Genomic DNA, 20,366 nt, shown 5'->3' on the forward strand with positions numbered 1-20,366 from the left:
GCTTTTCCTTAGAGGTATGGGTACATCGGGAAGCGATTGGTGAGCGTCATCACCTTTTCGCGGACACCCGCTTCCACCACCGCATTGCCCTCGTCCGAATTGGCAGTCTTCAGGCCGTCAAGCAGTTCGACGATCAGATTACCGATTTCGGTGAACTCGGCTTCCTTGAAACCGCGCGTCGTTCCGGCCGGCGTGCCGAGACGGATACCGGACGTGACGAATGGCTTTTCAGGATCGAACGGAATGCCGTTCTTGTTGCAGGTGATATAGCCGCGGCCAAGCGCTGCTTCGGCCCGCTTTCCGGTCGCGTTCTTCTTGCGCAGATCGACCAGCATCAGGTGGTTGTCGGTGCCGCCGGAGACGATGTCGAGACCACCTGCCACCAGGGTTTCCGACAGGGCCTTGGCGTTCTTGACGATCTGAGCCGCGTAATCCTGGAATTCAGGCTGCAGCGCTTCGCCGAAGGCCACCGCCTTTGCGGCAATGACATGCATCAGCGGGCCGCCCTGCAGGCCGGGGAAGACAGCCGAGTTGAATTTCTTCGCCAGATCCTCGTCATTGGTAAGGATCATGCCGCCTCGCGGTCCGCGCAGCGACTTGTGGGTCGTGGTGGTCGCGACATGGCAGTGCGGGAACGGCGACGGATGCTGGTTGCCGGCAACGAGACCGGCGATATGCGCCATGTCGACCATGAGCCAGGCGCCGACTTCGTCGGCGATCTCGCGGAAACGCTTCCAGTCCCAGGTGCGGGAATAGGCCGTGCCGCCGGCAATGATCAGCTTCGGCTTGGTCGTGCGGGCCTTCTCGGCCACGGCATCCATATCGAGAAGGTTGTCGCCTTCACGGACGCCGTAGGACACGACGTTGAACCACTTGCCGGACATGTTGACCGGCGAACCATGGGTCAGGTGACCGCCCGAGTTGAGATCGAGGCCCATGAACGTGTCGCCCGGCTGCAGCAGCGCCAGGAACACGGCTTGGTTCATCTGCGAACCGGAATTGGGCTGGACGTTGGCGAAGTTGACGCCGAACAGCTTTTTGGCGCGTTCGATGGCAAGTTCTTCGGCGATGTCGACGAACTGGCAGCCGCCGTAGTAGCGCTTGCCCGGATAGCCCTCGGCATACTTGTTGGTCATGATCGAGCCCTGGGCTTCGAGCACGGCGCGCGACACGATGTTTTCCGAGGCGATCAGTTCGATCTCATGGCGCTGACGGCCAAGTTCCTTCTCGATCGCGCCAAAAATATCCGGATCGGATTCGGCCAGCGGGCGGGAGAAGAATGCTTCGGTATTGGACATGTGCGAGGCTCCTCGAAGGGTGGCAGGCGATGTGACGCGTCTTAGCCTTCCCTTCCGATCAGGGCAATACACGGAGCGACATTTGCGCGTCCAACTCCGTTTCGAGACAACGGCAAAAGGCCGCACCACCCTTTTGGGCGATGCGGCCTTTCAATCGACTTCGTCGTTCGTCAGCGACGTCCTGCTTATTGCGGCAGAAGATCCTGTTCGGTGATGGCACCGGAGGCACGCTCCACGCCGGTCGTGGTCTGCAGAGCCAGTTCCTGGTTGCCGTCGCGCTGGTAGATGTCGTCGCGGAACTGGACGACCTGGTCCTTTGCCGACCATGCCGTGACATAGACGATATAGACCGGAACTTCCTGGCTGAGCTTGATCGGGTTGTTCTGGCGAGCAGCGATAACCCGTTCGATTTCCTGACGCGACCAGCCGGGCGTATCGCGCAGCAGCCAGGTCACGAGATCGCGCACGTTCTGGATACGCATGCAGCCCGAGGACTCAAAGCGCATCAGCTTGTTGAACAGGCCCTGCTGGGGCGTGTCGTGCATGTATTCGTTGTTCGGGTTGTGGAAGTTGATCTTCGTCGAGGACATCGCGTTGATCTTGCCCGGATCCTGGCGGAACATGAAGTTCGGCGCCTTGGGGGCATTCCAATCCACGGTTTCTGGCGACACTTCCTGGCCACGACCGTCGATCAGACGGATGTTGTTGCGCGTCAGGTAGGTCGGGTCCTTGCGCATCAACGGCACGATGTCCTTTTCGACAATCGAGCGCGGTGCGGTCCAGTAAGGATTGAGGATGACTTCGTAGATCTTCGAATTGATCGCATGGGTCGGGCGGTCGATACGGCCGACGACCGCATTGGTGCGCAGCGCCACGCGATCGTTCTCGACCGCTTCAACATAGGCCGCCGGGATGTTGACCATGACGTAACGCGAACCGAGATCACCGGACATCGACTGCAGACGGACCCGGTTGGTTTCGAGCTGCATCAGACGTGTCTGGGCCGGAACGTTCATCGCCTTGACGCTGAATTCGCCAAGCACGCCATCTGCCGGCAGGCCGTGACGGGCCTGGAAGCGCTTGACGGCACCGTCGACATTGCTGTCGAACGAGCTGGACATGCCTGCGGACTGATCGAGATCGCCGGCGATCATCAGGCGACGGCGCAGGTTCTGCACCGACGGATCAACGACGCCGAGCTGCAGGCGCACGGACGAATTGACATCTGGCCAGCCACCTGCAGAAACGATCTGCTGATAGAAGGCAATTGCCTGCTGGATGTTTGCCGGGCCTTCGGAACCAAGGATCGGATTGTTGGAGACGACACCGACGGCCGAGCGCGAACCACGCGCATCGAACTGGTCATCCCAGTTGCCACGACGAGGCGCGGTCATGATGCCATCGAGCGTCGACTGCGCCAAAGCCGGCGCGGCCAGAACGGCGGCACCCACGGAGACGGCCGAACGCAACATGGCGCGGCGGGAAAGCAATTCCGATCCGATCTTTTTCGACATCATCCTGTCCATCTGGTCCCAGAGGCTTCAAAACAAAAGCGCTACAGGGATATGGTTAATAAACGCGCAAAATTCCGCGGCTGGGCTGCTGGAAATGCTCGGGGGGCCATCTGGAGTAGCACGAGTTTCCCGAACCTGTTCAAGCATGGCGGTCCCATAGCAATATGGCCAATTCGTGTCAGTTGCTGCAGCGTCACAAAGCCGTGTGAAAGCGTGACTTTTCGGCCTCCTTCGAGATACTCAACGGGAAATGTGGCAGGCGCGAACTCGAAGCCATTTCGGGAGGTTGGGAGTGCGCTGTGGAGCGAGAGAACGCTGCGTTCCGGTGTTCTGAAAGAGCCTGCATCAGGCGACCATGATAGAGGACATCTGGAGCTCTGAAACGGGATCGGCGGAGCGTATTGCTACGCTCCGCCCGATATGTGTGTCGTGCCACTGCATGACTGGAGGAAATGCAGGCGCCGACAGTTGTCTTTGCCGTGCCGCCGTCGCGCCTCCGGTGGTTCAGGAGCGCGGCGCGGCGATGGCAGATATTACATGCGGTAAGCGATGCTGTCGTTCCAGAAACGGTCGAGGCGCTGCAGCAGCTTGTTCATCTGCGAGAACTCGCCTTCGCCGATGCCGCCGACCTTTTCGATCGAGCCGACGTGGCGATCATAGAGCTTGGCGACGGTTTCTGCGACTTCCTGGCCTTCCTTGGTCAGGCTGATGCGGACCGAGCGGCGGTCGATGCGCGAACGCTGGTGGTTGATGAAACCGAGGTCGACCAGCTTCTTGACGTTGTAGGAAACGTTGGAGCCGAGATAGTAACCGCGCGAGCGCAGTTCACCGGCAGTGAGTTCCGAGTTGCCGATGTTGAAGAGGAGAAGTGCCTGGATGGCGTTGACGTCGTCGCGACCCTGGCGGTCGAACTCGTCCTTGATGACGTCGAGCAGGCGGCGGTGAAGACGCTCGACCAGGTGGAGCGATTCCATATAAAGCGAACGGATCGGGTCTTCGTTGATGTCTGCTGCGACCGGTGCCTGCGGCTTCATTTTCGTGTTCATCATGACTGCCTCACTGTTTTGCTTGGCGGTGTGTTTGTTTATTCCCGCCTTGAGACAGACACTAACGAAAGCGCATAAAATTCGACTTAAAACAAAGGGTTAACAAAATCTTGCAGAAGTTTTTCCAATCGTCGGCAGTCTAGCTGCCTCCCCCTCACCCTTATTTCCGCCCTATTGAAATCAATGGGTTAGGTCGAAATTTCAGGCCAAATAAAGGCGCCAAAGCTTTAGGGTCAAGGTGAATCAATCCTTACCCGCTCCGCCTTGCGCCGCTCTTCCAGCCATAAAGAGAGCCGAAACACGCCGTAAATGGCGGCCACGAGGCCGTGCAGGATGGGCACAAGAGTGTTCCGTCCGAAGATTTCTGGCCAGACGAGATACATCAGCACCTGCGAGAACGCTGCGATAGTCCAGAGCACCGCGCCCCAGGACACGGTGAGCCACAAACCGAGCGAGGCAACCGGAAACAGAACGGCAAGCGAGGCCGCCGCCACTTTCCATGGCGGCGCCAGAAGATCGAAGCGCGCCATGCCGTGCAGCGAATAGCCGACCAGCATCGCCCAGTACTGGATGCCGAACCATAGGCAGGCAACCGCGATAATCCTGAGGAAGACGACGAAAAGGATTTCCGTCAGCGTGCGCTTGGGTACCGTGGGTGAATCAGATTCCATGCCTTCGATCATATCGGGAGACGTCGCGAGCCGCCAGCAGGCCGCATGGCAGCAATGCGCAGTAAGCCCCATTCATAAACAGTTTCTCGCGTGTTAGAGCGTTTGACCTGACACAAGCCTGCTCCGGCAGAATGTTTCAATCCAGCCAGGAAACGCTCTCGTCAGCAGCGAGCAATAAGAACGGAGTATCCGTCATGGACAAGACCCACCTCGTCGACCACGTCACCGGTCATCGCCGCATGCGGCGCAACCGCAAGGCAGACTGGACGCGACGCATGGTGCAGGAGAACCGGCTGACCGTGGACGACCTGATCTGGCCGATCTTCATCGTGCCCGGCACCGGCATCGTCGATCCGATCAAGTCGATGCCCGGGGTCAACCGGATGAGCGTCGACAAGGCGGTGGAAGCCATACGGGAAGCGGCCGATCTCGGCATTCCAGCTGTTGCGCCCTTCCCCGACATCGAGATGAACCTACGCGATGAGACGGGATCAGCGATCCTCGATCCGAACAACCTCATCAACCAGTTCACCATCGCCGCGAAGAAAGCGGTGCCCAATATCGGCGTCATCACCGACGTGGCGCTCGATCCATTCACCAGCCATGGCCATGACGGCATCCTGCGTGAGGGCATCATCGTCAACGACGAGACGGTTGATCAGGTGATCAAGGCGGCGGTCCTGCAGGCGGATGCAGGTGCCGACATCATCGCGCCGTCCGAGATGATGGACGGTCGCATCGGCGCCATCCGCCGCGGGCTCGACGCTGCCGGTCACCAGGATGTCGGCATCATGTCCTATGCGACAAAGTTCTCCTCGGGATTTTACGGTCCGTACCGTGAAGCGATCAATACGAGCGGGCTCCTGAAGGGCGACAAGAACGCCTATTACATCTCGCCCGCCAACGGCACCGAAGCGATGCGCGACGCGGCACTCGACGTGGAAGAAGGCGCCGACATGCTGATGGTCAAGCCGGGCATCGCCTATCTCGACATCTGTTGGCGCGTGAAGGAAGCCTTCGGCCTGCCGACCTACGCCTATCAGGTCTCCGGCGAATATTCTCAGATCAAGGCGGCGGCGATGAACGGCTGGATCGACGGCGACCGGATCATGATGGAGACGCTGCTCTGCTTCAAGCGCGCCGGCTGCGACGGCATCCTGACCTACTTTGCGATCGAGGCCGCGAAGAAACTCGGCCGGGTTTAAAGCCTATGGTGGCAAACCTTGCTGTTGGGCTTGCCACCTCTTATATCGGGTTTGGTACAACTGGAGAACCACGCGAATGAGCTTCGAACCGAACCCGACCTATGCCGCACCGGACAATTGGCGCGCCTATAGCGGCGTTCTGTCACGCCGGATCTTCGCCTTTGTCATCGATTACCTGTTCGTTCTTCTGCTGTGCATCCCTGCAGCGGTGATCGTGTTCTTCTTGGGAATTCTGACGCTCGGGCTTGGCTTCATGCTCTATCCCGCGTTGTTCTTCATCGTCGCCCTCCTCTATTTCGGCCTGACGCTCGGTGGCGCCAGCCAGGGATCTCCGGGCATGCGCGCCATGGGGCTTGCCATGACACGGGTCGACGGGCGCCGGATGGATTTCCTGACTGCCATGGTTCACACGGTACTGTTCTGGGTGATCAATTCGGTACTGACGCCGCTGGTGCTCCTGGCCGGGCTGTTTATCGAGCGCTCGCGGCTGGTTCACGATCTCCTCCTCGGCACCGTCGTCGTCCGCAGGTCGTAAGACCGCAACAGTGATCCAGGGATGCGTCAACCGGCAAATGCGCCAGTTGACGTTTGCGCGTTATGCGCCATGCTAGGATCAGTAGCGCCACGAGCAAGACGACGGACCGGGCTGCACCTCCATGAACACACAGACAACGCCATCACCTCAGTTCTACCTGACGGCACCGGCGATTTGTCCGTATCTATCGGGTGAAATGGAACGCAAGGTGTTCACGCATCTCGTCGGTCCTCGCGCGGCGGAGATGAACGACCTATTGACCCAAGGCGGGTTTCGACGGTCCCAGAACATCGCCTACCGGCCAGCCTGCGAAGCGTGCCGTGCCTGCGTTTCTGTTCGAATCCTTGCAGGCGACTTCCAGCCGGCGAAGTCCATGAGGCGCGTTCTTGCGACCAACAGCGACATCATTGCGACCCTTGGTCCAGCGCAGCCGTCGACCGAACAGTTCTCCCTGTTCCGACGGTATCTCGACAGCCGTCACCAGCGCGGCGGGATGTCGGACATGTCCGCCCTCGACTACGCGATCATGGTCGAGGATTCGCACGTCAACACCCGCGTCATCGAATACCGCCGCCGCGAGCCGGGAGACGGTATCGCCGGCACGCCGAGGGGCGAATTGCTCGCCGTGGCGCTGACCGACATGATGAGCGACGGGCTGTCGATGGTCTATTCCTTCTTCAATCCCGATCTCGAAAAGCGCTCTCTCGGCACCTTCATGATCCTCGACCATATCAACCGCACGAAGACGCTCGGCCTGCCGCATGTCTATCTCGGCTACTGGGTGAAGGGGTCGCCCAAGATGGGCTACAAGACCCGCTACCAGCCTCAGGAACACCTGACGGCCCGCGGATGGGAACTTGCCGATCCGGCGCGCGACGTCTGACGCCCCCTCTCCCGACGGCATTGCAAATCGGCCATCCTCATGTTGTAACTCGCGTTGCAACACGAGGATACGCGCATGAAGACCACCATCCGCAAGATCGGCAATTCCGAAGGCATCATCATCCCGAAGGAGATTCTGGAGCGGATGGGGTTGCGCGCGGGAGATAATATCGATCTTAGCGAAGAAGCAGGGAAGCTGGTCTTGAAGCCGCTCGATGACGATTTCAACCGTCAGCTAGAGCATGCGGAGCGCTTCATGGACAGATACAAGGTTGCCCTCAAGAAGCGGGCCGAGTGATGGCCATCCAATTTCTTTCACGAGCGCTGGTTGAACGCCTCCACCTGCGCCAGATCGAAAGATTCGGTGGGGCTTATGGTTTGCGCGATGAGGGCGCGCTGGAATCTGCGCTGATGCTTGCCGTCAACAAGGTTGCATATGGATCGACAGACCTCATCGAGCTGGCGGTAGCGTATCTTTACGTTCTTGCAATGAACAATGCTTTCATCGACGGAAACAAGCGGATCGCGATCGTCTCAGCCGGTGTCTTCCTGATGGACAACGGGTATGCCATCGATACCGATGACGCCACGCTCTACCAATTCATCCTCTCCGTCGCAGCCGGCGAGATCGACGAGGATGGTGCAGCGCGGTTCCTTCGCGATCACACGGTCCCCTACCCCTGAACCGGTCCGCCCATCAGGGCGAACCGTCTCAATCCAAAGGCCTGATCAGCCGGCGAATTTGCCGCTGCGCGGAAAGCCCTTCGGAACGGTGCGGCCGGCGGAGGCGCGGTCACCCATCCATTCGAGAAGCTCATCCTTGCTGCGGTTGAAGGCGCGTCCGGCACTGTCTTCCCAGGCAAGCCCGGTATCGATTGCGAAACACTTGATGTCGGAGATGCCGCCGTCCTTGTAGCGCTGCAGGCGCACGCCCTTGCCGCGTGTCATTTCCGGCAACTGGTCGAGCGGAAAGACCAGCATCTTGCGGTTCTCGCCGACAATCGCGACGTGATCGCCCTTGACCTGAACGACCAGCTTTGCCTCGTCCGGCATCGAGACGTTCATGACCTGCTTGCCCTTGCGGGTGTTGGCCACCATCTCGCTTTCGGCAATGACAAAGCCATAGCCCGCTGTCGACGCGATCACCATCTTGCGGCTGGCGTCGTGGACGAAGGCGGTCAGGATATCCTGGTCGTTCTCCATGTCGACGATGATGCGGATCGGCTCGCCATGGCCGCGGCCGCCCGGCAGCTTATCGGCGCCGAGCGTGTAGGCCTTGCCGCCTGTTGTCACCAGCAGCAGCTTGTCGGTCGTCTGCGCCGTGAACGCGATCTTCGGTCCGTCTCCTTCCTTGAAGACGAGGCCCGACGTATCGGTCACATGCCCCTTCAAAGCGCGGATCCAGCCCTTCTGCGAAATCACGACGGTGATCGGTTCCTTTTCGATCATCGCCTGCTGGATTGCTTCCAGATTGGCTTCCGGCGCATTGGCGAACTGGGTGCGTCGGCGGCCGAGCTCGGTCGCCTTGGCGTACTGCTTCTTGACCTCCTGGATCTCCCAGGCGACGGTCTTCCACTGCTGTTCGTCGGAGGCGAGAAGCGCTTCGATCTCGCCCTTTTCCTTGGTCAGATTATCGTGCTCGGTGCGGATCTCGAACTCTTCGAGCTTGCGCAAATTGCGCAGCCGCATGTTGAGGATCGATTCCACCTGCAGGTCGGTCAGAGACCAGCGCGCCACCATGACAGGCTTCGGCTCGTCCTCCTCGCGGATGATGCGGATCACCTCGTCGATGTTGAGGTAGGCGATCAGCAGGCCGCCGAGGATTTCCAGCCGCCGGTCGATGGCTGCCAGGCGGTAGCGGGAGCGGCGAACCAGCACGTCCTTGCGATGCGCCAGCCATTCGAGCAGCACCTCGTTCAGCGCCATCACCCGCGGCACGCGCCCCATCGAGAGCAAGTTCATGTTGAGCGGAATGCGGTTTTCAAGCTCGGTCAGCTTGAACATCGATTCCATCAGCAGCGTCGCATCGACCGTGCGGTTCTTCGGCACGATGATGATGCGGACGTCTTCGGCGGATTCGTCGCGGATGTCGTCGAGCAGCGGCAGCCTGCGGGCAATCAGCAGTTCGGCGATCTTTTCGATCAGGCGCGACTTCTGCACCTGGTAGGGAATTTCGGTGACGACGATCTGATAGCCGCCGCGGCCGAGATCCTCGATCTCCCACTTGGCGCGGACGCGGAAGCCGCCGCGACCTGTCTTGTAGCTCTCGAGGATCGACTCGCGGTTATCGATGATGATGCCGCCGGTCGGAAGATCCGGACCCGGCATGAACTCGAGCAGCTTTTCGACGCTGGCATCCGGATGGGCGATGAGATGCAGCGCCGCGTCGCAGACTTCATGGGCATTGTGCGACGGGATCGACGTCGCCATGCCGACCGCGATCCCGGAGGCGCCGTTGGCCAGCAGGTTCGGGAAGGCACCGGGCAGAACCGTCGGTTCGGAGTTGCTCTCGTCATAGGTATCGCGAAAGTCGACCGCATCCTCGCCGATTCCCTGCAGCAGCAGTTCGGCAACGGCAGTCATCTTCGATTCGGTGTAACGCATCGCGGCGGGGCTATCGCCGTCGATATTGCCGAAATTGCCCTGGCCGTTGACCAGCGGATAGCGCTGCGAGAAATCCTGCGCGAGACGGGCAAGCGCATCGTAGATCGATTGGTCGCCGTGCGGATGGTAGTTACCCATCACTTCACCGACGATCTTCGCGCATTTGCGGAAGGCCGAGTTGGGGCGAAGGCCCATCTCGTTCATCGCGTAGACGATACGGCGATGGACGGGTTTCAGACCGTCGCGCACATCAGGCAGAGCACGGTGCATGATCGTGGAAAGAGCGTAGGCAAGATAGCGCTCTTCGAGCGCTGCCTTCAGGTCAACCGCCTGAATGTGGTCGCCGCCGCCGTCTCCCGAGCCGTCGCCAGGTGGAGTTACAATTTTTCCCATGGCACTTGACTATAGAAATCCCTGATTCCCGGCAAGAAACCTATCCAAACGCCCTGTGGATGATCGGGCCGATGACACAAGTTTTCACTGTTTGGCGACAAACATTTACGCTGCCGCAATTATGCCGAAGCGAATGGACACTACGGCATGGACGTTTTGCACCGTCCGCCTTAACTCTTGCCTCAGCCAGACTGTAATTGATCCCGGGCCGTGCCGCCCGCCAGGAGGACCTATGACCCACTTTTCCACCACGGCGCGCCTGCTTGCCGCCGCCACAGCGCTGTCGGTGTTTGCCGGGCCGGCCTTGGCTCTCGACGGCAACGATCTTCTGAAGAAGATCAACGCCGCGCTCGTCATCCAGGGCGGCGCGCTCGAAGCCCAGTCGGTTGCCGTCGACGGGTCGAAGGTGACGCTTACAGGCGCGACCTACAATCCCTCAGGGGCTCCGCAGAAGATGCCGATCGGCACTGTGACGATGGATGGCGTCGAAGAAGCCGAGGGTGGCTACACGATCGACAAGGTGACCTTCCCTAACATCAACGTTTCGCATGAAGCCACCACGATCAGCGCGTCCGACATCACGATGAGCGGCGTCACGGTACCGGCGGACGCCACGAAGAACACAATCGAGTCGCTCCTGCTCTACGAGGAAGCCAAGACCGGCGCCACGACCGTCGCAGTCGGCGGCAAGACCGTTCTCACAGTCGGCCCGAGCAGCGTCACGACGGAGGTTGCGGACGACAATTCCGGTATCGACTTCGATATGGCGCTGAACGAAATCAAGGCGGATCTCAGCATCATCGACGACCCGCAGTCGCGCGAGGCAATCCAGGCGCTTGGCGTCAACACTCTGGATGGCAGCATCAACCTCAACGGCACATGGACGCAGAACGACGGTACTGTCGCCGTCGAGGAATATGCCATCGACTTCGACAAGGTCGGCCGTCTCGATTTGTCCTTCAGCTTTTCCGGCTATACGATCGACTTCCTGAAGTCCGCGCAGGAAACCGCAAAGGCGCTGGAAGCCAACCCGAACAAGCAGGAAGCGCAGCAGGCGGCAAACCTTGCCATGCTCGGCCTGATGCAGCGGCTCACCTTCAACGCCGCCCAGATCCGCTTCGAGGATGACGGCGTGACGGCGAAGGCGCTGGATTATGCCGGCAAGAAGCAGGGTTCGAACGGCCCGCAGATGGCACAGATGATCAAGGCGATGACGCCGATCGTGCTGTCGCAGTATAACATTCCGGAACTGCAGAACATGCTGAGCCAGGCCGTCAACACCTATCTCGACAAGCCCGAGAACCTGACGATCACAGCAGAGCCGGCAAACCCTGTTCCGTTCCCGATGATCATGGGCGCAGCGATGGGCGCACCGAACACGCTGCCCAACGTGCTGGGCGTCAAGGTCTCCGCGAACGACTGATCGCTTCCCTCTAAGGGATGAATGAAAAAGCCCTGGCAAGCGATTGCCGGGGCTTTGTTTTGTTCAGTACAGGTGCGCCGCTTCAGTGTCCGGGGGGTGCCGAAAGGGCCGCGTGTTCCTTGTCGTGCAGCGCGAACCGGTCGATCATCGAGGCGCTTGCCTCGTTGGCACCGATCACCTCGACGGCGATGCCGCGGCTACGGAATTTCATCACCGCACGGTCGAGTGCGCCGACGGCCGAGATATCCCAGAGGTGCGCACGGCGAACGTCGATCGTGACGCGTTCCAGGCTTTCGGCGAAATCGAAGGCGTCAACGAGAGCGTCTGCCGAGGCGAAGAAGACCTGTCCTTCAACCGCATAGGTTCTTACCTTGCCGTCTTCTGAAAGGCTGGAGGACACGCGCACCATCCTGGCCACCTTGCCCGCAAAGAACACACCCGACAAAAGCACGCCGACGATGACGCCCTTCGACAGATCGTGCGTTGCCAGAACAACCGCGACGGTCGAGAGCATGACGATCGAGGATGTACCGGGATGCCGCTTGAGATCGATGACCGACTTCCAAGAGAACGTGCCGATCGCCACCATGATCATGACGGCCACGAGTGCTGCAACCGGCACAATGCGCAGGATATCATCCAGCACCAGAAGCAGGATCAGCAGGTATATGCCGGAGGCAAAGGTCGAAAGCCGGCCTCGCCCGCCTGACGTGACGTTGATCACCGATTGGCCGATCATGGCGCAGCCGCCCATGCCGCCGAAGAGGGCTGCAACGATGTTGCCGCTGCCCTGACCGAAACATTCTTTTGTCTTGCTGCTGGTCGTGTCTGTCATTTCATCGACGATCTGTGCGGTCAGCAGCGATTCCAGAAGACCGACGGCTGCGAGTGCCAGCGAGTACGGAAAGATGATCCGCAGCGTCTCGAAGGTCAGTGGCACGTCCGGCAACAGGAAGTCCGGAAGCGCCGTCGGCATCGCGCCGAGATCGGCAACGGTCGGAACCTCTATGCCGAAGGAGAGCGCCAGAATGGTAACGGCAGCGATCGCCACAAGGGGTGACGGAATGGCTTTTGTTACATAGGGAAACAGATAGATGATGCCGAGCGCCAATGCGATGAGCAGGTAGGTTACTTCGGGAACGTTGATGAGCTGCGGAAGCTGAGCCAAAAAAATCAGGATCGCCAGTGAGTTGACGAAGCCGGTCATGACCGATTTCGACACGAACCGCATCAGGCGACCGAGTTTCAGCATGCCGGCGAAGATCTGCAGGATGCCCATCAGGATGGTTGCGGCAAACAGGTACTGGATGCCGTGATCGCGTACAAGGGGCCCCATCAGCACCGCAGTGGCAGCTGTGGCGGCCGAAATCATGGCCGGGCGGCCACCGGTGATCGCGGTGGTGCAGGCAATGGCGACCGAGGCGAACAGGCCGACCTTTGGATCAACGCCGGCAATGATGGAAAAACCGACAGCTTCGGGGATGAGCGCGAGCGCAACGACGATGCCGGCAAGGAGATCGCCGCGAATGTTCGAAAACCATTCGCGCCGATAGGCGGAAATTGACTGTGTCATGTATTGGAAACTTCGCAAATAAAGCGCATCCGCCGGGAGGTATCCTCCAGGGTGAGAAAGACGGCTGATGCTTTGCGTTGTCCGGCGGATCGGCGGCCGGAAGAGCCACTCGGGAGTTTCACCTGAGTCCTTGTGATGGGCGACCTATAGCGGAGAGAATTGCAGATGCCAAGCGTGGTACGGGAATATCTGCGAGACGGTGACGGTAGCGGCCCCGAAGCGATACGGACTAAAAGCTCCGACGCAAAAAGACCGGAGCTGCGGTGGCAGCCCCGGTCTCTCAAATACTATCCGAAATCAGGCAGGTACTATTCCAGGACCTGAATAACCGTGCGCGTCTGCGGGTCGACGATGACGCGGCGATCGTTCACGACCGTGTAACCGTAGGAGTCATATCCCTGCACAGGACGGACCTGGACGGCTTCCGGCAGCACGCGGCCGACCAGGACGTCGCCTTCGTACGGCACTGATTCAACCGGCTGTTCCATCACGTAGGTGCGGACTTCGCCTGGCATGACAACCGTTGCGGGTGCCATTGCTGGTTCCTGCGTGATGATCGTCGTCTGGGCGAAGGCTGCACTCGAAAGCGCCATGAATGCCGCCGAAGCGGTCAGTACGATCTTGCGCATAGTCTTACTCCATTTGTTTATTCTGCCTCTACAACTCGAAGTACACGGCGATGGTTCCGTCCGACCAAGGTCTGATCGCTGCACTGCAACCAAGCCCTGCCCTGCTGAAACTTTCCAATCTCGTCACAGAAATAGAATCGAAGATCAGTCCTTCTTGACCGGCGGGATCGGGCGGATCGCCAGTTCGCGCAGCTGCGCGGGGCTCGCTTCCGAAGGCGCTCCCATCAGAAGGTCCTGAGCCTGCTGGTTCATCGGGAACAGCGTGATCTCGCGCAGGTTCTTGGCACCGGTCAGAAGCATGACGACGCGGTCAACGCCGGCTGCCATGCCGCCATGCGGCGGTGCGCCGTACTGGAATGCGCGGTAGAGGCCGCCGAAGCGGTCTTCCACGTCCTGCTGGCTGAGGCCGACCATTTCGAAGGCCTTGACCATGACTTCCGGCAGCTGGTTACGGATCGAGCCCGATGCGATTTCGAAGCCGTTGCAGACCATGTCGTACTGGTAGGCCTTGATCGTCAGCGGATTCTGGTTTTCCAGCGCATCGAGGCCGCCCTGCGGCATCGAGAACGGGTTGTGGGCGAAGTCGATCTTCTTGTCTTCCTCGTTGTATTCGAAGAACGGGAAGTCGACGATCCAGCACAGGGCGAACTGGTTCTTGTCGGAAAGGTTCAGTTCATCGGCAGCGCGGTTACGGGCTTCGCCGGCAAACTTGTAGAACTTGTCCGGATCGCCAGCGACGAAGAAGCAGGCATCGCCCGCTTCGAGGCCGAGCTGGGTGCGCACGGCTTCGGTGCGTTCCTCGCCGATGTTCTTGGCAAGCGGACCGGAGCCCGCGATCTTGCCGTCTTCTTCCTTCCAGAAGATGTAGCCGAGACCCGGCTGGCCCTGGCCCTGCGCCCAGGCGTTCATACGGTCGCAGAACGCTCTCGAACCACCAGTCTTCGCCGGGATCGCCCAGACTTCGACCTTCGGGTTCGACGCGATCATGTTTGCGAACACTTTGAAGCCGGAGCCGGCGAAATGCTCGGTGACGGCTTCCATCTCGATCGGGTTGCGCAGGTCCGGCTTGTCGGAGCCGTATTTGCGCAGCGCGACGTCGTAAGGGATCCGCGGAAACTCCTTGGTAACCGGCTTGCCTTCGGCAAACTCTTCGAAGATGCCGCGCATGACCGGCTCCATCGTCTCCCAGACTTCTTCCTGGGTAACGAAGCTCATTTCCAGGTCGAGCTGGTAGAATTCGCCTGGCAGGCGGTCGGCACGCGGGTCTTCGTCGCGGAAACACGGTGCGATCTGGAAGTAGCGGTCAAAGCCCGCCACCATCATCAGCTGCTTGTACTGCTGCGGCGCCTGCGGCAGCGCGAAGAACTTGCCGGGATGGATACGGCTTGGAACCAGGAAGTCGCGCGCGCCTTCGGGCGACGATGCGGTCAGGATCGGTGTCGAATATTCGGTAAAGCCACAGGTAGCCATTTCGCGGCGCATGGCAGCGATGATCTGCGTGCGCTTGACGATGTTCTTGTGCAGCGTTTCGCGGCGAAGATCGAGAAAGCGGTACTTGAGGCGCACGTCTTCCGGATATTCCGGCTCGCCGAACACCGGCAGCGGCAGTTCCTTGGCAGCGGACAGGACTTCGATCTCCTGTGCGTAGAGTTCGATCTCGCCGGTCGCCATCGTCTTGTTGACGGTCTCGTCGGAACGCGCCTTGACGGTGCCGTCGATGCGGATGACCCACTCGCCACGCACGACTTCGGCCGACTTGAAGGCCGGGCTGTCCGGGTCGGCAACGACCTGGGTCATGCCATAATGGTCGCGAAGGTCGATGAACAGAACGCCGCCATGGTCACGGACGCGATGAACCCAGCCGGAGATACGGACATTGGAGCCGACATCCGACTTGCGGAGGGCTGCACAGGTGTGGCTGCGGTAACGATGCATTGTCTTTTATCCTGGACTGATGCTGAAAGCGGCTTCATCGGCGCGCGAAGCACAGCCGTACGAACCCATGAAAATCGGCCGGAAAAGCGCATGGTGGGCCTGCTTTGTCAAGACTTGTCACAGTCTCCCGCGGCGCTCGAGCCCTTTCCCCCGCTTTTACGGCTAGAGTTGCATAGGAGGATGTCATAACCAGAATGGGTCGATACGGCCAGCGCGCTGGCTGAGTCTCTGCGCCTGCCGACCATGCCCGAAAGCATCCGATGAACCAGATCCGCCCGCTGATACCGCTTCTGATCACCGCAGGGATCCTGATCGGCGGCAACGGGCTCCAGGGCACTTATATCGCGCTGCGCGGTTCGGCCGAGGGTTTTTCGCCGTCGGTCATCGGCCTGATCGGTGCCGGCTACAGTGTCGGCTTTGCGATCGGCTGCATCTATGTGGCAAGGCTGCTGCGCTCCATCGGTCATATCCGCACCTTTGCGGCAATGGCGGCGATTGCTGCGTCCGCCTCGATCGCCCTATCGATGGTGATCGATCCCGTCTTCTGGTTCGCCATGCGCTTCCTGATCGGCATCACCATCGCCAGCCTGTTTGCCACCGTCGAGAGCTGGATCAACTCGCAGGTGACCAACGAGAACCGCGCGCGGACGCTGTCGATCTACCGTTTCGTCGATCTCGGCTCGGTCACGATCGCGCAGTACCTGATCCCGACCTTCGGGATCGACGGGCCTGTCATCTTCAACATCATCGCCATTGCGCTGACGCTGTCGCTTGTGCCGATATCCATCGCCGACAAGTCGGGGCCGACGCCACCGGCCTCCATCTCATTCGATCTGAGAACCGTGTGGCGCATTTCGCCGCTCGCTGTGGTCGGCGTCGTGGCGGTCGGTCTGTCGATGGCGGCGTTTCGCAATATCGGGCCGATCTACGCCAAGGAGATCGGCATGAGCATCACGTCGATCGCGACCTTCATGAGTGCCGGCATCATCGGCGGCGTGGTGCTGCAATATCCGCTCGGCGTCTATTCGGACAAGCTCGACCGGCGGCGCGTCATCCTGTGGACGACGATCGGGTCCGTCATCACCGGCGCCTATCTGTCGTTCGGCGCGGGCAGCAACGAGACGGCCAATATCATCAGCGTCTTCCTGTTCGGCGCCTTTTCGATGCCGCTCTATTCGCTCTGCTCGGCGCATGGCAACGACCACGCCAAGCCCGGCGAACACGCGGTGATCGCGGCAGGCCTCCTGTTCTTCTGGTCGGTCGGCGCCACGTTCGGACCGCTGCTTGCCGCAGCGCTCCTGGAATTCTACGGCCCGCGCGCCTTCTTCCTCTACACGTCCTTCATCTTTGCCGGTTTTGCGATCTACACGCTGCGCCGGATGCGGGTGCGGGCACCGGTGCCGCCGCAGCAGCGCAACTCGCGATTTCGGGCGCTCTTGCGCACGTCGGCTTATTTCAACCGGCTTGCAGACCCTGCGGACCGGGCTAGCGACAAGGACAGGGACGCTGACGGCAACAACAGGAAATAGCCGCCCGCTTCCGGGAAAGGCTGGCCGTTTGTCTTGACATCTGCGGCGGGAAGGGAAAGGAAGGTTGACCACCTGCACGTGAATGAGACGATGATCGAAACAACAATTGCCCTTCAGGAAGCCTGCGAAAAGCTGGCTCAGTCAGACTTCATCACCATCGATACGGAGTTCTTGAGAGAGACGACCTTCTGGCCGGAACTCTGCCTGATCCAGATGGCGAGCCCGACAGTCGAAGTTCTCGTCGATCCGCTGGCAAAAGGGCTCGACCTCAAGCCCTTCTTCGAGCTGATGGCGAATACGGCGGTCACCAAGGTGTTTCATGCCGCGCGCCAGGATATCGAGATCATCCACCATCTCGGCAATCTCGTGCCGCACCCGATCTTCGATACGCAGGTCGCCGCCATGGTGTGCGGCTTCGGCGACAGCGTCTCCTACGACCAGCTGGTCAACCGCATCAAGGGCGTGCAGATCGACAAGTCGTCGCGCTTTACCGATTGGAGCCGCCGGCCGCTTTCCGAAAAGCAGCTCGACTATGCGCTGGCTGACGTCACCCATCTGCGCGACGTCTATCTGTCTCTGAAAGAACAACTGGAACGTGAAGGCCGTGCCCTCTGGCTGACGGAGGAAATGGCGGTTCTCGAGAGCGCGTCGACCTATGATCTGCATCCCGACGATGCCTGGCTTCGTCTGAAGTCGCGGCTGAGGAAGCCAAGCGAACTGGCGATCCTGAAATTCGTCGCCGCATGGCGCGAACGTGAGGCGCGCAGCCGCAACGTGCCGCGCTCGCGCGTGTTGAAGGACGATGCGATCTACGAGATTGCCCAGCAGCAGCCGAAGGATACCGAAGCTCTCGGACGTCTTCGCACCGTGCCGAAGGGCTGGGAACGCTCATCCTCAGGCGCCGCGATCGTCGAGGCTGTCAATACGGCGCTGGCGCTGCCGAAGACCGAGATGCCGCATGCTCCGAAGCATGTGCATCTGCCAGAAGGCACGGGCGCTGCCGTCGAACTCTTGAAGGTTCTGCTGAAGCTCATTTCCGACAAGCAGGGCGTTGCCGCCAAGGTGCTTGCCAATACCGACGATCTGGAAAAGATTGCTGCCGAAGGCGAGTTGGCCGAAGTGGCCGCCCTTTCCGGCTGGCGTCGCGAACTGTTCGGCGAAATCGCGCTGAAGCTGATCGAAGGCGGCGTGGCGCTGCGCTTCGTCAACAAGAAAGTCGAGGCGGTCGAGCTGTAAGGCTCGCCCTCACCGTCTCCAAGCATCCAAGGGATCGGCGTCAGGAGATCTGGAGCACGATCCCTTTTCGCTTGAATCCCAGACTATTCCGGTGTTTCTGCCCCGCTTCACGACGCTGCTGATGGGTGCTTTAGCGCGTCAAAAAACAGACGTAAAACCTTCATCCAAGCGTCAAACGATCATCACCTCACCGTCATGCGTGCCGCCTATCGACGTCGCGTGTTCTTCTCAATCGAACAGGTGATTTGATGACCAAGACCTTTTTAGCCTCCGTCTTCGTAAGTGCCCTCCTCGCCGGCACGGCATTGGCCGACGACCGCGAATTTCCGGCAAAGCTCGCGGGCCAGGCGATCCTGCCGGCCAACACGGTAACGGCTTCCCCATCCGATGTTCCTGAATTTCTCAAGACCTCGGGCAAGTTCACGACGCCTGACCGCAAGCGTACGGAAAAGCTTGGCTCTATCGACGGTAAGGACGGTGTTCGCGTCACCGACGTCAAGCTGCCGTTCAGCGGTCAACCGATCCAGGGCTTTTCCGGGATCAAGGCCATGGCAGACGGCACGTTCTGGACGCTGTCCGACAATGGTTTTGGCTCCAAAGCCAATTCCTCCGACGCGATGCTGTTCCTGCACCAGGTGAAGTTCGACTGGGCGACCAACAAGGTCGATGTCGTCAAGAACATCTTCCTGTCGGACCCCAACAAGATCGCCCCCTTCCCGATCGCCATGGAAGGCAGCGACAAGCGCTACCTGACCGGCGCCGATTTCGATATCGAATCGATCCAGCCGGTGGCAGACGGTTTCTGGCTCGGCGAGGAATTCGGGCCTTACCTCATCAAGGTCGACATGCTCGGCCAGCTGACCGACGTCGTTGCCACTACCGTTGACGGCAAGAAGGTCACCTCGCCCGACAACCCGACCCTTTCGATGCCGGCCAACCCCGCCGCCAAGATGCCGGTCTTCAACCTGAAGCGTTCGGGTGGCTATGAAGGCATGGCACTATCGAAGGATGGGCAGAAGCTTTACGGCCTGCTGGAAGGCCCGATCTTCCTCGACGACGGCAAGGTCGAACAGGCCGATGGGCGCACCGCGCTGCGCGTCATCGAATTCGACATCGCTTCGAAAAGCTGGACTGGTCGTTCCTGGCTCTATCCGCTGTCTGAAAAGGGTGTCGCGATCGGCGATTTCAACATGCTGGATGCCACCACCGCGCTCGTCATCGAACGCGACAACGGCGCCGGCACCAAGGACAAGGCCTGCGCCGATCCGAAGCAGCCGAAACCGGATTGCTTTGATGCGCCGGCCGAACTGAAGCGCGTCTACAAGATCGAGATGACCGACGCCAATGTCGGCGCGGCCGTCCGCAAGATCGGCTATATCGACCTTCTGAACATCAAGGACCCCGACAGCAAGAAGATGGCTGGCTCGAAGGACGGCATCTACGACATGCCGTTCGTGACGATCGAGAATGTCGACCAGATCGACGCGACACACCTGATTATCGGCAATGACAACAACCTGCCCTTCTCGGCCGGTCGCGCCGTCAACAAGGCTGATGACAACGAGTTCAGCCTGATCGAAGCCGCCGAGTTCCTCAACGCGAAGTAAAGCAGTGAGGCGGTGATCGGCAGGCCTCTAGAGCCCGGACATCACCACGACGAAACAGAAAAGGGTATCTGCACCAGCAGGTACCCTTTTCGACTCCATGACACCTCGAACCTGGACGTATTAAAGCTCAGGTATCGCCAGGATTACCATTTCAGGACGTCGTTAAGCGATGATGGCGCTTTCAAGCTTCTGTTCAAGTTCGTCGAAGGATCATTGAGCTGACGGACGATGTCGCTCTTTTGCGACGAGGAAAGATTGCTCCCCGACTGCCGCAGGATCAGGATCT

General features: G+C 60.0%; 17 protein-coding genes and 1 other annotated feature. Of the genes, 9 read left to right on the top strand and 8 right to left on the bottom strand.

What is annotated here, in order from left to right:
* Window positions 1-8: 8 nt before the first annotated feature.
* The 4 genes from glyA to ACQY1L_RS09180 form a co-directional block, all read right to left on the bottom strand.
* Window positions 9-1,298 (bottom strand): serine hydroxymethyltransferase, encoded by a 1,290-nt coding sequence (gene glyA, locus ACQY1L_RS09165; protein WP_062579943.1) that lies wholly within the window; start codon window positions 1,296-1,298, stop codon window positions 9-11.
* A gap of 185 nt (window positions 1,299-1,483) precedes the next feature.
* Window positions 1,484-2,812 carry a L,D-transpeptidase family protein gene (locus ACQY1L_RS09170; RefSeq protein WP_062454734.1) on the bottom strand — a complete coding sequence of 443 codons (1,329 nt, stop codon included), beginning with the start codon at window positions 2,810-2,812 and terminating at the stop codon, window positions 1,484-1,486.
* Between the two features lie 533 nt (window positions 2,813-3,345).
* On the bottom strand, window positions 3,346-3,858 hold the full coding sequence (gene ldtR / locus ACQY1L_RS09175) for a transcriptional regulator LdtR (RefSeq protein ID WP_062454736.1): 513 nt from the start codon (window positions 3,856-3,858) through the stop codon (window positions 3,346-3,348).
* Window positions 3,859-4,091: 233 nt separating this feature from the next.
* A complete protein-coding gene (locus tag ACQY1L_RS09180) occupies window positions 4,092-4,529 on the bottom strand; it encodes a DUF6163 family protein (RefSeq protein WP_062454738.1) in 438 nt (145 codons plus the stop codon).
* A gap of 194 nt (window positions 4,530-4,723) precedes the next feature.
* On the opposite strand from ACQY1L_RS09180, the gene hemB reads away from it, so the two are divergent.
* The 5 genes from hemB (at window position 4,724) to ACQY1L_RS09205 (ending at window position 7,835) form a co-directional block, all read left to right on the top strand.
* A complete protein-coding gene (gene hemB, locus ACQY1L_RS09185; RefSeq protein WP_244474015.1) occupies window positions 4,724-5,734 on the top strand; it encodes a porphobilinogen synthase in 1,011 nt (336 codons plus the stop codon).
* Window positions 5,735-5,810: 76 nt separating this feature from the next.
* Entirely contained in the window at window positions 5,811-6,269 is a 459-nt protein-coding gene (locus ACQY1L_RS09190; protein ID WP_062453284.1) for an RDD family protein, read from the top strand.
* Between the two features lie 121 nt (window positions 6,270-6,390).
* Complete coding sequence (locus ACQY1L_RS09195; RefSeq protein ID WP_062453285.1) at window positions 6,391-7,152, top strand: arginyltransferase; 762 nt, start codon at window positions 6,391-6,393, stop codon at window positions 7,150-7,152.
* A gap of 75 nt (window positions 7,153-7,227) precedes the next feature.
* Window positions 7,228-7,449 carry an AbrB/MazE/SpoVT family DNA-binding domain-containing protein gene (locus ACQY1L_RS09200; protein WP_430240724.1) on the top strand — a complete coding sequence of 74 codons (222 nt, stop codon included), beginning with the start codon at window positions 7,228-7,230 and terminating at the stop codon, window positions 7,447-7,449.
* On the top strand, window positions 7,449-7,835 hold the full coding sequence (locus tag ACQY1L_RS09205; protein ID WP_092661935.1) for a type II toxin-antitoxin system death-on-curing family toxin: 387 nt from the start codon (window positions 7,449-7,451) through the stop codon (window positions 7,833-7,835). The genes ACQY1L_RS09200 and ACQY1L_RS09205 overlap by 1 nt, the downstream gene beginning before the upstream one ends.
* 45 nt (window positions 7,836-7,880) lie before the next feature.
* On the opposite strand, the gene parC is transcribed toward ACQY1L_RS09205, so the two are convergent.
* The gene (gene parC / locus ACQY1L_RS09210) at window positions 7,881-10,148 is read right to left on the bottom strand and encodes a DNA topoisomerase IV subunit A (protein ID WP_062579939.1); all 2,268 of its coding nucleotides are present in this window, start codon (window positions 10,146-10,148) and stop codon (window positions 7,881-7,883) included.
* A gap of 232 nt (window positions 10,149-10,380) precedes the next feature.
* On the opposite strand from parC, the gene ACQY1L_RS09215 reads away from it, so the two are divergent.
* Window positions 10,381-11,571 carry a hypothetical protein gene (locus tag ACQY1L_RS09215; RefSeq protein WP_062453289.1) on the top strand — a complete coding sequence of 397 codons (1,191 nt, stop codon included), beginning with the start codon at window positions 10,381-10,383 and terminating at the stop codon, window positions 11,569-11,571.
* Window positions 11,572-11,653: 82 nt separating this feature from the next.
* Here ACQY1L_RS09215 and ACQY1L_RS09220 read toward each other — a convergent pair whose 3' ends face one another.
* From ACQY1L_RS09220 to aspS, 3 genes are all read right to left on the bottom strand, one after another.
* Window positions 11,654-13,144, bottom strand: coding sequence for a SulP family inorganic anion transporter (locus ACQY1L_RS09220; RefSeq protein ID WP_430240725.1), 1,491 nt, complete (start codon window positions 13,142-13,144; stop codon window positions 11,654-11,656).
* A gap of 75 nt (window positions 13,145-13,219) precedes the next feature.
* Window positions 13,220-13,277: a sequence feature (sul1 is cis-regulatory element that is thought to sense ions involved in sulfur or methionine metabolism; They are found in Alphaproteobacteria), on the bottom strand.
* 175 nt (window positions 13,278-13,452) lie between these two features.
* The gene (locus ACQY1L_RS09225) at window positions 13,453-13,773 is read right to left on the bottom strand and encodes a DUF1236 domain-containing protein (protein ID WP_062579936.1); all 321 of its coding nucleotides are present in this window, start codon (window positions 13,771-13,773) and stop codon (window positions 13,453-13,455) included.
* 144 nt (window positions 13,774-13,917) lie between these two features.
* Entirely contained in the window at window positions 13,918-15,708 is a 1,791-nt protein-coding gene (gene aspS / locus ACQY1L_RS09230; RefSeq protein WP_430240726.1) for an aspartate--tRNA ligase, read from the bottom strand.
* A gap of 260 nt (window positions 15,709-15,968) precedes the next feature.
* Here aspS and ACQY1L_RS09235 point away from each other — a divergent pair, with 260 nt between their 5' ends.
* The 3 genes from ACQY1L_RS09235 to ACQY1L_RS09245 all read left to right on the top strand — a co-directional run bounded on the left by ACQY1L_RS09235 (window position 15,969) and on the right by ACQY1L_RS09245 (window position 20,080).
* On the top strand, window positions 15,969-17,237 hold the full coding sequence (locus ACQY1L_RS09235) for an MFS transporter (protein WP_113111065.1): 1,269 nt from the start codon (window positions 15,969-15,971) through the stop codon (window positions 17,235-17,237).
* 90 nt (window positions 17,238-17,327) lie between these two features.
* Complete coding sequence (gene rnd, locus ACQY1L_RS09240) at window positions 17,328-18,473, top strand: ribonuclease D (protein ID WP_184654892.1); 1,146 nt, start codon at window positions 17,328-17,330, stop codon at window positions 18,471-18,473.
* A 248-nt stretch (window positions 18,474-18,721) separates the two neighbouring features.
* Complete coding sequence (locus ACQY1L_RS09245) at window positions 18,722-20,080, top strand: esterase-like activity of phytase family protein (protein ID WP_430240727.1); 1,359 nt, start codon at window positions 18,722-18,724, stop codon at window positions 20,078-20,080.
* Window positions 20,081-20,366: the final 286 nt, after the last annotated feature.

This window comes from Neorhizobium sp. DAR64862/K0K3 (genome assembly GCF_050500185.1).
Taxonomy (GTDB): domain Bacteria; phylum Pseudomonadota; class Alphaproteobacteria; order Rhizobiales; family Rhizobiaceae; genus Neorhizobium; species Neorhizobium soli.

What these genes read in the sequence shown, in the direction of transcription:
- ACQY1L_RS09215 (WP_062453289.1), top strand. Translation starts at nt 10,381, where the DNA reads ATGACCCACTTTTCCACCACGGCGCGCCTGCTTGCCGCCGCCACAGCG.
- ACQY1L_RS09170 (WP_062454734.1), bottom strand. Translation starts at nt 2,812, where the DNA reads ATGTCGAAAAAGATCGGATCGGAATTGCTTTCCCGCCGCGCCATGTTG.
- parC (WP_062579939.1), bottom strand. Translation starts at nt 10,148, where the DNA reads ATGGGAAAAATTGTAACTCCACCTGGCGACGGCTCGGGAGACGGCGGC.
- ACQY1L_RS09235 (WP_113111065.1), top strand. Translation starts at nt 15,969, where the DNA reads ATGAACCAGATCCGCCCGCTGATACCGCTTCTGATCACCGCAGGGATC.
- ACQY1L_RS09190 (WP_062453284.1), top strand. Translation starts at nt 5,811, where the DNA reads ATGAGCTTCGAACCGAACCCGACCTATGCCGCACCGGACAATTGGCGC.
- rnd (WP_184654892.1), top strand. Translation starts at nt 17,328, where the DNA reads ATGATCGAAACAACAATTGCCCTTCAGGAAGCCTGCGAAAAGCTGGCT.
- ldtR (WP_062454736.1), bottom strand. Translation starts at nt 3,858, where the DNA reads ATGAACACGAAAATGAAGCCGCAGGCACCGGTCGCAGCAGACATCAAC.
- ACQY1L_RS09245 (WP_430240727.1), top strand. Translation starts at nt 18,722, where the DNA reads ATGACCAAGACCTTTTTAGCCTCCGTCTTCGTAAGTGCCCTCCTCGCC.
- ACQY1L_RS09220 (WP_430240725.1), bottom strand. Translation starts at nt 13,144, where the DNA reads ATGACACAGTCAATTTCCGCCTATCGGCGCGAATGGTTTTCGAACATT.
- hemB (WP_244474015.1), top strand. Translation starts at nt 4,724, where the DNA reads ATGGACAAGACCCACCTCGTCGACCACGTCACCGGTCATCGCCGCATG.
- ACQY1L_RS09180 (WP_062454738.1), bottom strand. Translation starts at nt 4,529, where the DNA reads ATGGAATCTGATTCACCCACGGTACCCAAGCGCACGCTGACGGAAATC.
- ACQY1L_RS09225 (WP_062579936.1), bottom strand. Translation starts at nt 13,773, where the DNA reads ATGCGCAAGATCGTACTGACCGCTTCGGCGGCATTCATGGCGCTTTCG.
- aspS (WP_430240726.1), bottom strand. Translation starts at nt 15,708, where the DNA reads ATGCATCGTTACCGCAGCCACACCTGTGCAGCCCTCCGCAAGTCGGAT.
- ACQY1L_RS09205 (WP_092661935.1), top strand. Translation starts at nt 7,449, where the DNA reads ATGGCCATCCAATTTCTTTCACGAGCGCTGGTTGAACGCCTCCACCTG.
- ACQY1L_RS09195 (WP_062453285.1), top strand. Translation starts at nt 6,391, where the DNA reads ATGAACACACAGACAACGCCATCACCTCAGTTCTACCTGACGGCACCG.
- ACQY1L_RS09200 (WP_430240724.1), top strand. Translation starts at nt 7,228, where the DNA reads ATGAAGACCACCATCCGCAAGATCGGCAATTCCGAAGGCATCATCATC.
- glyA (WP_062579943.1), bottom strand. Translation starts at nt 1,298, where the DNA reads ATGTCCAATACCGAAGCATTCTTCTCCCGCCCGCTGGCCGAATCCGAT.